General features: G+C 35.7%; 9 protein-coding genes and 1 tRNA gene. 8 read left to right on the forward strand and 2 right to left on the reverse strand.

Going from position 1 to position 13,471, the window contains the following annotated elements; genetic code table 11:
- Nucleotides 1-17: 17 nt before the first annotated feature.
- Nucleotides 18-3,101 (reverse strand): hypothetical protein, encoded by a 3,084-nt coding sequence (locus R1T42_RS12665; RefSeq protein WP_317291871.1) that lies wholly within the window; start codon nucleotides 3,099-3,101, stop codon nucleotides 18-20.
- A gap of 176 nt (nucleotides 3,102-3,277) precedes the next feature.
- Here R1T42_RS12665 and R1T42_RS12670 point away from each other — a divergent pair, with 176 nt between their 5' ends.
- Entirely contained in the window at nucleotides 3,278-4,111 is an 834-nt protein-coding gene (locus tag R1T42_RS12670) for a dolichyl-phosphate beta-glucosyltransferase (protein ID WP_317290576.1), read from the forward strand.
- Here the strand turns inward: R1T42_RS12670 and R1T42_RS12675 are convergent, their stop codons facing one another.
- Entirely contained in the window at nucleotides 4,112-4,789 is a 678-nt protein-coding gene (locus tag R1T42_RS12675) for an SCO family protein (protein ID WP_036582934.1), read from the reverse strand.
- Nucleotides 4,790-5,092: 303 nt separating this feature from the next.
- Between R1T42_RS12675 and rseP the strand changes: the two genes are divergently transcribed.
- The 7 genes from rseP (at nucleotide 5,093) to R1T42_RS12710 (ending at nucleotide 13,459) form a co-directional block, all read left to right on the forward strand.
- Nucleotides 5,093-6,439, forward strand: coding sequence for an RIP metalloprotease RseP (gene rseP, locus R1T42_RS12680; RefSeq protein WP_317290577.1), 1,347 nt, complete (start codon nucleotides 5,093-5,095; stop codon nucleotides 6,437-6,439).
- 101 nt (nucleotides 6,440-6,540) lie between these two features.
- Nucleotides 6,541-6,614 (forward strand) — tRNA-Asn (locus tag R1T42_RS12685).
- A gap of 202 nt (nucleotides 6,615-6,816) precedes the next feature.
- A complete protein-coding gene (locus R1T42_RS12690; RefSeq protein WP_317290578.1) occupies nucleotides 6,817-8,238 on the forward strand; it encodes a PSP1 domain-containing protein in 1,422 nt (473 codons plus the stop codon).
- Nucleotides 8,238-8,735: a gliding motility lipoprotein GldH gene (locus tag R1T42_RS12695; protein ID WP_317290579.1), complete on the forward strand. Its 498-nt coding sequence runs from the start codon at nucleotides 8,238-8,240 to the stop codon at nucleotides 8,733-8,735. Before R1T42_RS12690 ends, R1T42_RS12695 begins: the two co-directional genes overlap by 1 nt.
- Complete coding sequence (locus tag R1T42_RS12700) at nucleotides 8,722-11,058, forward strand: penicillin-binding protein 1A (protein WP_317290580.1); 2,337 nt, start codon at nucleotides 8,722-8,724, stop codon at nucleotides 11,056-11,058. Before R1T42_RS12695 ends, R1T42_RS12700 begins: the two co-directional genes overlap by 14 nt.
- A gap of 12 nt (nucleotides 11,059-11,070) precedes the next feature.
- Nucleotides 11,071-11,781 carry a 3'-5' exonuclease gene (locus R1T42_RS12705; protein ID WP_042269405.1) on the forward strand — a complete coding sequence of 237 codons (711 nt, stop codon included), beginning with the start codon at nucleotides 11,071-11,073 and terminating at the stop codon, nucleotides 11,779-11,781.
- A complete protein-coding gene (locus R1T42_RS12710; RefSeq protein WP_317290581.1) occupies nucleotides 11,759-13,459 on the forward strand; it encodes an ABC transporter ATP-binding protein in 1,701 nt (566 codons plus the stop codon). Before R1T42_RS12705 ends, R1T42_RS12710 begins: the two co-directional genes overlap by 23 nt.
- Nucleotides 13,460-13,471 lie beyond the last annotated feature (12 nt).

Below are 13,471 nucleotides of genomic sequence, written 5' to 3' on the forward strand. Positions count from 1 at the left end.
TGTAGCTTTAATTCTCATTATTTCGGGTTCCCTATATAAGCGTTAGTTTCTAATTTGATGTAAGGATAAAGAGCGTTGTCCGTTTTTTGAAAAGCACTAAATGTGGCATTTCTAGTTGGGACTACTTTTTTTGCAACGTCTTGATTAGGTAATCCATTTACATAGCAGTTGCTCATGTCATTATTGAGTACATTAATCTCTGCATCGGTAAGCAGGTTGAATTCAAAATTTTGTTTGCGTTGTGGTCTTACTGCATCTTTTACAAAATTATAATCTACCCAAACTAAATTTTTATTTTGGTCAAAGTAGGAAATGATAAGTTGAGGTATCGTCAATTCTTGTGTGCCAGAATTGAATAGTTGTCCTTTTATTTTCCCGTTATCTATATTAAGGTCACTAATCGATAGGCCTTTGTAGAGGTCTGTGTTTGCTACATTCCCAGCTGCTTGAATATTGAAAATGGCAGGTTTGTTTTTAAAATCGACAGGTGTATATTGATCGGGATCAAAAGATTTAGGTATAGAATCGTTAATACTGGTCCATGCTATACCTTCAAAATTGATTTTAAAACTACTTATTTCTTTAGGCATTAACTTATGTTTTACCACAAATTTTGCATTATGGCTGGCTAATAGGTTGTTTTGATTATCATAAAGAGAGCCATTTAATACTACGTCTGCCGGAACGGTATCGATATTTTGAACTTCTCCTATGATATAATAATGATGATCAAACTCTACTAGTCGTGCGTTTAAGATTTCTAAAGATGGTTGTTTCAGAATATCTTCATGATAAGTTTGCTCTGTGCTGATGCGTCTTCTACCTTGATTAAAAAACACTGTTTTATTTTCTGTAAAAAGCTGGTCAGGTGGTAGGTCGGTTTCAACTTCTTCTGGTTCAACATACCATTTACCATTATGTTTTATAGCAGTAAGATAATCTGTTTTCTCTACTTTTTCAAGTGGTGTAATCCATTCTGTATCTACTTTAAGACTTACAGTATTTTCTGTTGATTTTAATGTGATAGTTTCTATGTTGTCTAGCTTTGCATAAGAGCTTAATAGGCCATCTGTTACAGATATTTGTAACATGTACTGGTCTAAAGGAAGGTCGCTTTCAGGATTAATGAAGCTATGAGCTTTTTCAAATTCTTTAAAATCTATGGCATCGTAATAAGCAAGTACTACATTATCTGGACTGTGTTGCGTATTATTTTTAAGGTAAAAAATATACATTCCATAACAAGTAATGATTAATAGTAATAATGACCAGGCGTGAATGACGTGGAGTAGATTACTTTTAAATGGCGTGTATGGATCTGGAATTTTAAGATATGCTGCCGGTGCTGTTTCTTTATATTTAAGCATCCTAGTAATTAAGAGCTGAATATTTAAAATAAACGCTACTAAAATGGTAAGTATAGGTATAGTTCCCCATAATATTTTTTGCCACTGTGCTACATCAACTAGTGGCAAGATATTAGATAATGGTGGGACGTTCATTTTTTCCCATACCATGATTCCATTTTCTAATTGTTCTAGTCGCTGCCAGCCACAGAAATATAGCATGGGATCATAGAACTTATCATTTGAAAAAATGTATTTGAGATTATATTTTTCTGGAACGGTTAAAAATTGCTGTAACGAACCTATGCCTTCAACACCTTTAAATTTTGAGTTTTCTAGTCTTTCTATAGGTCTAGTTGTTAGTTCTGGTAGCCTTCTAGCAGAATGGTAGTTACCATCTACACTCAATGCCTTAGTTTGTGCTGCGAGCCACGCCATTTGATCTCCAAATCCTAGTGTTAAGTATCGCCAGTGATCATGCTGGTCCTGACTTAAGAAATTAACAATAGGAAGCATTTTTATTTTTGCTGGTTGCGATGGCCTAAAATAACCCAAGGTCATTGTAAAGATGGTCATAAAAATAAATAGACCAGCCAGAACAGCGCCAGCGAGTCTATGATAAACGGCACCTATTTTTTCTTGTATTAAAATCTTAATATCTCCTTGAATAAAACGATAGGCAAACTCACCTAACATAGGTAAAGACATTATAGAAGCCCATAATGTAAAGCGATCTAGGGTTAGTATGTTAAAGGCATTTTCACCTAAAAACATCTTAGGAATAGGTGTGGTTCCTCCAGTACCTAGCACAGTGAGTATAGTTATCGATAAGCCAAAAAACAAATATCGTTTACTATAATACCTATAAAATATATAAGGCAAGATAATTAATAGAATACCCCAAGGGATTAAGAAGAACACTAATCCCGATGAAGTGACTTCTAAAAAATTATCTCTAGAGCCGTGTGGTATAGGAACTTGAGTTATAGGGTTATTCTTGGTATTAATCCAATAAGGTAAAATACATCCTATAATAATGACTAGAGATGACATCCCAAATCCTACTATACGTTTAAAGAGTTTTAAGAAGCTTTTTAAAAAAACGCTAAAGGTAATCTCCTTAATAGAATCAACTTGTTCTCTAGCATGGTCCATAATAACCATACCTATTAGTGGGAAAATAAAAAATACCATCCCAAATATAGGAGTGACATGATGTGAAGTTACTGTTACAGCGATAAGAGAAAGTGAGGTAAAGTAATATCTATAACTACCTGTTTTGAGCCATAAGTATATTTCAGGCAAAGAATGCATTAAAATAGAAATCCCGATTATACTAGGTAATTGACCAAATATGTGAAGCGTCTCTACAAATGAAGATGAGAATACCGCTAGTAATGCTGCATACCCAGCAGCCGTTCTACTAGAGGTTATGAGTAAAGAAAATCGATAAACTCCAGTAATAAAAAGAATGATGGCAATAATAGCAACGGTAAACATTCCAAACTTTAATCCACCTACATAGCTTAGTAATCCTATACATTGATGTACTAGCGGTGGATAGCTCATCACTGTAAAGCCGGTATACCATTTATAATTCCATGGTTCAAACCAGCTGGTCGCATAATGTTCTGCAAAGAACAAATGTATTAAAGCATCATAGGTGGTCTCTAATGTGAAAAATATAGCACTACCATGAAAAGCAATCCCTATAAATAGGGCTGCGATTAAAAGTTTATTAGTGGTTTTTTTCAATTTCAATATTACTCAATTAATGATGTGATAAAGATATGACAACCGCAGCATCCGTTCACTGGCATTGAACTATAGTAAATTACTATTCGTCTACACTTCTTTCGTACCTAACGAAAATAGCCGATTTGAGGCCTCTTCTACAAGTAATTTTGGGTCATAATTAAACATCAATTATTATGAAAACTGGAATAATCATCCCTTGCTACAACGAAGAAAAAAGAATAGATACAGCTGCGTTTAACGCCTTTATTCAATCTCATGAAGACTATCATTTATGTTTTGTAAATGATGGAAGTAAAGATAATACTCTAGACGTATTAAATACAATGCAAAGAGAAACTCCTAATAGAGTAAGTATTGTGGATGTGAAAAAAAATGCAGGTAAAGCGGCAGCGGTAAGATCTGGTGCTAGATACTTATTTAATCGTGAAGATATCGATTACATAGGCTTTATCGATGCAGATTTATCTACCGACTTTAAAGATTTTAAAAAGTTGGTAGATACTCTTCACAATAATGATGAGTTAACAATGGTATATGGATCTAGAGGTAAAGGTGAAGGTCAGATAGAGCGTAACGTATTGAGAAAACTATTTTCTCAAATCGTAAAACTATTCATTTTCATGATTTTAGGATTACCTATTGAGGATACGCAATGTGGTGCAAAAGTGTTTAAGAGAGACATCATTCCACTAGCATATGATAAGCAGTTTTTAACGAGATGGTTGTTTGATGTAGAGATTTTCTTGAGAATGAAGAAGCATTTTGGTAGAAAAGCAATTATGAATAAAATGTATGAGCAGCCATTAGAAAGATGGGTACATATGGATGATTCAAAATTAGGATTCAAAGACGCAATTCAAATCCCGTTAATGTTAATGAGTATCTGGTATTCTTATAATTTAACCGCACAATTTGCAGCTACAGCACCACAATTTCAATTAGCAGTCAATGATGGTTTTGAAGTATTTGCAGGAGACGTAAATTGGGAAGGTCGTATGGCAGCATAATTACTCCTCATAACTAGCTTTAAGAATGTATATGTCCTCAATGAGAGCTTCAATTTCTTCCATTTTAGTGCCATCATAAGAGCGGCTGCGCAGTCTACCTTCTTTGTCTACTAATAAAAAGTTCTCGGTATGTACCATGTCATACTTACCACCATAAGGAGCGTCCTTTACGGCTAGATAAGATTTGCGTGCTAGATTATAAATTTGTTCTTTTTCACCAGTTACAAGATTCCATTTATAATCCAGTACTCCTTTTTCAATTGCATAAGCTTTTAAAATAGCAGGAGTGTCATACTCAGGCGTTACACTATGTGAAAGAAAAACGACCTCTTCATCATCTTTAAACTCTTCTTGCAATACGGTCATGTTTTTAGTCATGGTAGGGCAAATGGTAGGGCAAGTGGTAAAAAAGAAATCTGCTACATAGATTTTGTTCTTATAATTTTCTTCTGTAATCGTGTCACCATTTTGATTAATCAACTTAAATGGAGCGACTTTATGATATTTTTTCACAAAAAGCATGCTGTCGTCTACCAGCGTTGGGTCAAACTGGTCTGGTTGTAATATTGCAAGTGTTTTTTTAGGAGTCAAGGCATGCTGGATTGCCAGAAAAATAACCGTACTCAATACGAGCATGAATAGTGCTCGCCATTTATTTTTATTCAGAAATTCAAGCATTAGTAATACTTTTTTACAAAATTACGACCTAATTGTGAGCTGTTCTAGTCTTTGTCGGACACTTTCGTAAAGGCTTAAAAATTATTACATTATTTATAAAGCTTTTTTAAAGTTAAGGGGTTTTAGTTCTCGCTTTCGCGAAAGCGTATTCTCAAAAAATCACAACCTTTCCTATTCAGTAGTTATTCACAACAACAGTATTACTTATATGTTGAACGCTGCAATTGCTTTACCAATTAACCTTATAGATTGTGTAAAATGAGTGCAAAGGCCTATTTTTGCGCTCGTTAAATTAGAACAGCAATGCATCCATATCTGGTAATAGCCATAAATTTTTTACTGAGTCTTTCATTACTTATCGTTTTACACGAGTTAGGACATTTTATTCCGGCACGTCTATTTAAAACGAGAGTTGAGAAATTCTTTTTGTTTTTTGATATTAAATACTCTTTGTTTAAGAAAAAAATAGGCGAGACTGAATACGGTATTGGATGGTTACCATTAGGTGGTTATGTAAAAATAGCGGGAATGATCGATGAGAGTATGGATAAAGAGCAAATGGCCGAAGAGCCTAAGCCTTGGGAATTCCGTTCAAAGCCAGCATGGCAACGATTAATTATAATGCTGGGTGGCGTCGTTGTTAACGTGGTTGTAGGGTTTTTTATTTATATCATGATTTTTTTCACTTATGGTGGACAGCAAGCAACGGGAACAGATTATAAGTTTGGTTTTGGAATGCCACCTGTATTACAAGAAATAGGTTTTAAGAATGGAGATCAAGTATTGCTTGTTGATGGTGATACTTTACAAATCGCAGATAATCTCGTGAATAGACTTGTTTTTAGAGACGTAGAGACAGTCACTGTTATCAGAGATGGAAGTCCAGTAAATATCGGTATACCAGAAGATATCGGTAAACGTGTTTTTTATGCAGACATCATGGGGCCGTTAGAGGCTAGATTCCCATTTGAGGTAGGTGATGTTGAGCCTGGTACCATTGCAGACTCTATAGGTCTTAAAGAAGGTATGACTATCGTAGAGATGGCAGGTTATCCTATTTCTTATAATACAGACTATACCTATGCAATCAATCATGTAGTTAATGATAGTACTCCATTTGAATTAAAAATTCAGAATGAAAATGGAATGGTACAAACTAAAACTATCGATTTTAAAAATAATAAGAGACGTATAATAGGCTTCAGAAAAAAGCCTACGGTTGATTATGCGAGTGCAACCCAACTGGATTATAGTTTTGGGGAAAGTATTAATAAAGGGATTTCTCATGGGTACTGGACCATGCAGGATTATGTAAAACAATTTAAATACGTTTTCACTAAAAAAGGAGCTAGTCAACTAGGTGGTTTTGGAACCATTGCAAAATTGTATCCAGATACTTGGGACTGGCGTAAATTTTGGGAACGTACGGCATGGATTTCTTTTGTACTTGCTATAATGAATATTTTACCTATACCAGCTTTAGATGGTGGACATGTGATGTTTTTACTGTATGAGATGGTTACTGGGCGCAAGCCAGGAGATAAATTTTTAGAGCGTGCACAATTAATAGGGATATTTATTTTACTCGCTTTAATGCTCTATGCAAATGGAAATGACCTGTATAAGGCGATTTCTGAAAATTTCTTTTAAAGTATTTTCAATTATTCGCTAAAAAACTTGGCGGCAAATAAAAAAACGTTTTATATTTGCGCTCGCTAAAGCAAATAGCTTTAGTGTTGTGTATATCACATTCCTCTTTAGCTCAGTTGGTTAGAGCATCTGACTGTTAATCAGAGGGTCCTTGGTTCGAGCCCAAGAAGAGGAGCAAAAAGCCGTTCAGCAATGAGCGGCTTTTTTTATGTTGTATAGTTAACCATTAGAGTTTGATGCTTTTACACGATGTCATTAAATCACTTCCTTAAAAGCAGCTTATTTCCCTATACTTATTTCCCTATATTTACGTTTAATAACAATGATTCAATCCAGTGAGTTAATCGCTTGGATTTCAATATATATACGTAGGATTAATGAGCTGTAATAGTTGTGGAACCGGTGGGGGAACTCCAGGCGGTTGTAAAAATCATGGTACTTGTGGTACTAGTGGATGTAATAAGTTAACGGTTTTTGACTGGTTAGCAAATATGGAATTGCCAGACGGTCAGGCACCTTTTAATTATGTAGAAGTAAGGTTTAAAAATAGCCGTAAAGAATATTTTGTTAACTCTGAAAATTTACAATTAAAAATAGGTGACATCGTTGCCACACAAACTGAGACAGGTCACGACATAGGTATAGTTACACTTACTGGTGAGTTAGTACGTGTACAGTTGAAGAAAAAGAAGATACGTTATGAAACAGATGATATACCTAAAGTATATCGTATTGCATCACAGACAGATGTAGATAAATGGAAAGCAGCTCGAGAAAGAGAAGAGCCTATGAAGGTGCGTGCTCGTGAGATAGCAATACGTTTAAACCTTCAAATGAAGATTTCTGACATAGAATTTCAGGGAGATGGGTCTAAAGCTACTTTTTATTACACGGCAGAGGAACGCGTTGATTTCCGTCAACTAATCAGGGAATACGCTACAGAGTTTAAGACGCGTATTGAAATGCGTCAGATAGGTTTGCGTCAAGAAGCCGCTAGATTAGGTGGTATAGGGTCTTGTGGTCGCGAGCTATGTTGTTCAACTTGGTTAACAGATTTCCGTTCAGTAACTACTAGTGCTGCACGTTATCAAAATCTATCTTTAAATCCACAAAAACTTGCTGGACAATGTGGGAAATTGAAGTGTTGTTTAAATTATGAATTAGATTCATACATGGACGCACTTAAAGACTTTCCCAAACAAAACCAGAAATTATACACTGAAAAAGGAACTGCTGTCTGTCAGAAAATAGATATTTTTAAAGGACTGATGTGGTATTGTTATGAAGGAGAATGGATGAACTGGCATACATTAACTACAACACAAGTACATGAAATTGTTTCTAAAAATAAGGCCAAAGAAAAAGTAGCTAGCATAGAAGAATATGCAGCAGAGCATGTTGTCATTGAAGAGGTTAATTTTGAGAATGTAGTAGGTCAGGATAGTTTAACTCGTTTTGATCAAACCACCACTAAAAATAAAAAACGCAAAAAGCGTCGTAATAATCGCGGTCCTAGACCAGCTGGTGCTAATCAAAAAAATACTCAGAGTAATAACAAAAAAACTTCTCAAAATAAACAGACACCGTCTAAGGCATCTCATTCTAAAGATGCAAAGCCAGAAGCAAAAGGTCAAAAACCAAAGCCTAAGCCTAGAAGAAAGCCGGCAAATCAAAATAAGCCCAAAAATGGGGCTGACAATAAGCAAGCAAAACCTAAACCAGCAAGTGACGGTACTGCTAATAAACCGCGCAAAAAAAGACCTAATAATCGCAATAGACCACCAAAGAAAAGCGAGTAATGAGAATCACTTTACTTTTAATTTTAAGCTGTATAACCTTAATATCTTGCGATCACAATATTGTAAAAACGCAATCGGTAGCTTTTAGTGACGCTCAATGGAGCCTTACAGAAGCGCCTGTTTTTAAAATTGAGTCTATAGATACGGTTAACACATATGATATGTTTCTTAATATGAGAAATAATCACGATTATGCATATAGCAATTTGTATTTAATAGCTGAAATGAAATTTCCACAAGGAAAAATCGTTACAGACACATTAGAGTACGACATGGCCACACCGCAAGGGCAGTTCCTAGGCACAGGCTATAGTGATGTTTATGAAAATAAATTATGGTATAAGGAAGGAGTACGCTTTCGCGAAAGCGGAACATATCTTCTCACCTTACGTCATGCAATGAGAAAAAATGGTTCTGTAGACGGTATTGCTCAGTTAGAAGGAGTACTCGATATAGGTTATAGTATAGAAAAACAAGTGCAATATGGCAGCAACTAAAGCACAAAAAGCTCAAAAAGAGCAAGAGACTAAGAAGAATGTTAAACTATTCTGGAAACTAGTATTTGTAGGTATAGGAATGGTAATTCTATTGTTTTTACTTACCGCCTGGGGAATCTTCGGTTCTTTACCAGATCACACCATATTAGAAAACCCACAATCTGAACTGGCAACAGAAATCGTTACGGCAGATGGTAAAACGCTAGGTAGCTTCTATACAGATAATCGTAAACCAGTAAAATACGACGACTTACCACAAAATCTTATCGATGCATTAGTCTCTACAGAAGATGAGCGCTTCTGGGATCATAGTGGTATTGATGGATATGGTACCGCTAGAGCATTTGCCTTTTTAGGACAGAAAGGTGGTGCAAGTACCATCACGCAACAGCTCGCAAAACTGTATTTCACTGAGCAGCGCAGTAGTAATAAAATTGAACGTGGAATTCAGAAAATCCGGGAATGGATTATAGCGACACGTTTAGAAAAGCAATACACTAAAGAAGAAATCATCACGCAGTATTTAAATCAGTTTGATTTTTTAAAACAAGCCATAGGTATACGATCAGCGTCTAACATTTATTTCGGTAAAGAGCCTAAGGAATTAACTGTAGAAGAAAGTGCGGTTTTTGTAGCCATGCTCAAAAATCCAAGACAATACAATCCTTATAGAGAAATATCTAAAGAAAAATCATTAGGTCGTCGTAATCAGGTTTTTGTTCAAATGGTGCGCAATGGAAAAATGACTGAGGCTACTAAAGACAGCCTTAGAGAACAACCAATAAAATTAAACTTCTCTCCAGAAGGTCACAACGACGGTATGGGGACTTATTTCCGTGAGTACTTAAGAGACTGGTTAAAGGATTGGGCAGCTAGTAATACTAATCCAGAGACTGGAGAGAATTATAACCTCTATAATGATGGATTAAAAATCAATGTAACTATCGATAGTCGCATGCAAGAATATGCAGAAGACGCTATGGTAGCACATATGGCAAACCTACAGCTTGAGTTTGATTCCCAAAACGAGAAATTGAAAACGGCTCCTTTTAGAGACATCACAGCAAAGCAAGTAGAATCTTCTATTAATCGCGCGATTAAAGTTTCTGAACGATGGAAGTTAATGAAGAAAGAAGGTAAGTCAGAAAAAGAGATTCTTGCAAGTTTTGATAAAGAAACAGAGATGACTGTCTTTGACTGGCAGGCTCCAAGAAGAGAACGCGATACCGTAATGACGCCTCGCGATTCCATCTATTATTACAAAAAATTCTTACAAGTAGGTATGATGTCTATGGAGCCACAAACAGGTTATGTAAAAGCTTGGGTAGGTGGTATTAATCATAAGCATTTTAAATTTGATCATGTTAAAAAAGGAGTACGTCAGGCTGGTTCAACCTTTAAGCCTTTCTTGTATGCGACTGCGATAGATTTATTGAAGTATTCTCCTTGTAAAGAATTACCAGATGGAGAATATACGATACCAGCAGGTAAACACGGAAACACAAAGGACTGGACACCTAGTAACTCCGATGGGAAGTATGGTAAAATCAGAACTTTAAAAGATGCTTTAGCTCATTCTGTAAATACAATATCTGCACGATTAATGGATGATGTAGGACCACAGCCAGTTATAGATCTTGCAGGTCGCCTAGGTATAAATACTAAAGATATGGCGCCAGTGCCGTCACTAGCATTGGGTACTGCAGATGTAAGTCTATTTGAGATGGTAGGCGCATATGGCGTTTTTGCAAATGAAGGTATCTATAATACGCCTGTACTTGTTACTAGCATACAGGATAAAAATGGTACAGTACTTTTTCAGTATGTTCCAGAAACACGGGATGTAATGAATCCAGAAACTGCTTATACGACACTTAAGTTAATGCAAGGTGTTACACAATCGGGTAGTGGTAGTCGCCTGAGAGGTAGTTGGGCAAAAAATAATAAATTCTATAAGAGTGTTGTGACAGGTTATCCTTATGATTTTAAAAATGAAATAGCTGGTAAAACAGGTACTACACAAAACAACTCTGATGGATGGTTTATGGGTATTGTTCCTAATTTAGTGTCTGGTGTATGGGTAGGTGGAGAAGATCGATCCGTTCATTTTTCTAGCACTCGTTATGGTCAAGGAGCGACTATGGCATTACCTATATGGGGTTCTTACATGAAAGCTGTTTATGCAGATGAGAATCTGGACATATCAAAAGCAAATTTCAATGAACCAGAAAATTTATCTATTATAGTAGACTGTGATGAATATAAAAATGGCGATGAAGGTTTAGAAGATGAAGATGACGCTGGAGATGAATTAGGAATGTAAATAGTAACTGATATGCTAGATGCCATTAAACTCGAGAATGTTCTGTTTCTAGACATAGAAACAGTTCCTTTACACCCATCGTTTAATGAACTGGATCATGTAGATCAGCAGCTCTATGCAGACAAAACTAAATATCAACGTAAAGAAGAGTATACACCTGATGAGTTTTATGATCGTGCAGGTATCTGGGCAGAATTTGGTAAAATAGTATGTATTTCTGTAGGGTATTTTGTAGATCGTACATATAGACAGTTCAGAGTACGTAGCTTTACAGGAACTGAGGTGGAATTGCTTGAAGAGTTTAGTACGCTTTTAAAAGATCATTTCTCTGGGCGACATCATTTGCTTTGTGCTCATAATGGTAAGGAATTTGACTTTCCTTATATCGCACGTCGCATGATTATTAATGGAATTGCTATACCTGCAAAGCTTAATCTCTTTGGTAAGAAACCATGGGAAGTACCACATTTAGACACTATGGAATTGTGGAAATTTGGCGACTATAAACATTTCACATCCTTAAAATTAATGACACGTGTTTTAGGTATTCCGTCTCCTAAAGATGATATAGACGGATCCCAAGTACGCAATGTATATTATGAAGAAAATGATGTGAACCGCATTGCTAGATATTGTGAAAAAGACGTTATCGCTGTAGCTCAAATACTTCTTAAATTGCGATTAGAACCTATACTTAAAGATGACCAAATCATCACAAAATAAGCCATTAGCGATTATCAATAACCTTAATGTTTCTTTTAGAAATGGAGATCTAAAAAATCAAGTGTTATTTGATGTTAATTTAGAGCTTTTGGAAAATGAAATTCTTGCTGTAGTAGGAGAATCGGGTAGTGGTAAATCAGTTACTTCTAAAGCTTTGATGGGACTATTGCCTGTTAAAAATGCAATTATTGATGCTACAGAGCTATCTATACTCGATAATGATTTGCAAATCTTTAATGGTAAGGATTGGTCACGCTTTCGCGGAAGCGTGATAAGTATGATATTTCAAGAACCTATGAGTTCTCTTAACCCTACCATCACATGCGGTTATCAAGTTGCCGAAATACTGGAAACTCATACCAAATTATCTAATAAAGAAATTAAAGCAGAAGTACTGCGACTTTTTAAAAAGGTAAAACTGCCTATTCCTGAGCAAACTTTTAATAAATATCCGCACGAGATAAGTGGTGGACAAATGCAGCGTGTGATGATTGCAATGGCTATAGCTTGCAAGCCTAAAATCCTAATAGCAGACGAGCCTACAACAGCACTAGATGTGACCGTTCAAAAAGAGATCATTTTATTGCTTAAAGAACTACAGGCAGAGTATGGAATGAGTGTTTTATTTATTTCTCATGATTTAGGTCTAGTCCACGAAATAGCTGACCGTATTGCTGTCATGTACAAAGGTCGTATTGTTGAAATGGGAACACCTGATCAACTTTTTGAAAATGCACAAGAAACTTATACAAAAGCTTTAATCGCTGCAAGACCAGATACCGAATCGAGACTTAAGAGATTACCTACTATAAACGATTTCATGACAAACGCTGTTCCTTCTGAGGTAGTAGCTGATGAAGAAAGAGCCAAAGCTCATAGCGTTTTATATACTCAAAAGCCTTTACTAGAATTAGTTAATGTAGTCAAGAAATATCCACTTAAAAAAGAACTTTTTAAGGAGCAACAATTTTTTACCGCCGTTAACGGTGTGAACCTCAAGTTGTATGCTGGTGAGTCATTGGGATTAGTAGGTGAAAGTGGTTGTGGTAAAAGTACACTAGGTAACATGATACTAGGACTACAAAATATCACTAGTGGTCAATTGATTTATAAAGGAGAAGATATCACAAATCTTAAGGGTCGTAAAATGCGATCTTTAAGAAAGGAATTACAGATTATATTTCAAGATCCATTTGCTTCACTAAATCCTAGATTAACCGTCGGACAGGCTATTATGGAACCTATGAAATGGCATGGAATAGGTAATAGTGATGCAGATCGTAAGAAACGAGTAATGCAATTACTAGATCGAGTAGGTTTAACTCAAGAGCAATTTAATCGTTATCCACACGAGTTTAGTGGTGGACAGCGACAGCGCATAGGTATTGCGAGGACAGTAGCATTAGAACCAGAATTAATTGTTTGTGATGAGTCTGTAAGTGCTCTAGATATTTCTGTACAAGCACAAGTATTAAATTTATTGAATGAATTTAAAGATGACTTTGGATTCTCTTATCTATTCATTTCACACGATTTAGCCGTGGTCAAGTATTTCTGTGATCAAGTGATTGTGATGAATAAAGGTCGTGTTGAAGAACAAAATGAAGCTGATGTGCTTTATAGTAATCCACAAACTGATTATACTAAAAAATTGATCAGTGCTATCCCTAAGGGCTAGTTTTTGAGTTTG

It is taken from the genome of Nonlabens ulvanivorans, from assembly GCF_032922765.1.
In the GTDB taxonomy this organism is placed as follows: domain Bacteria; phylum Bacteroidota; class Bacteroidia; order Flavobacteriales; family Flavobacteriaceae; genus Nonlabens; species Nonlabens ulvanivorans.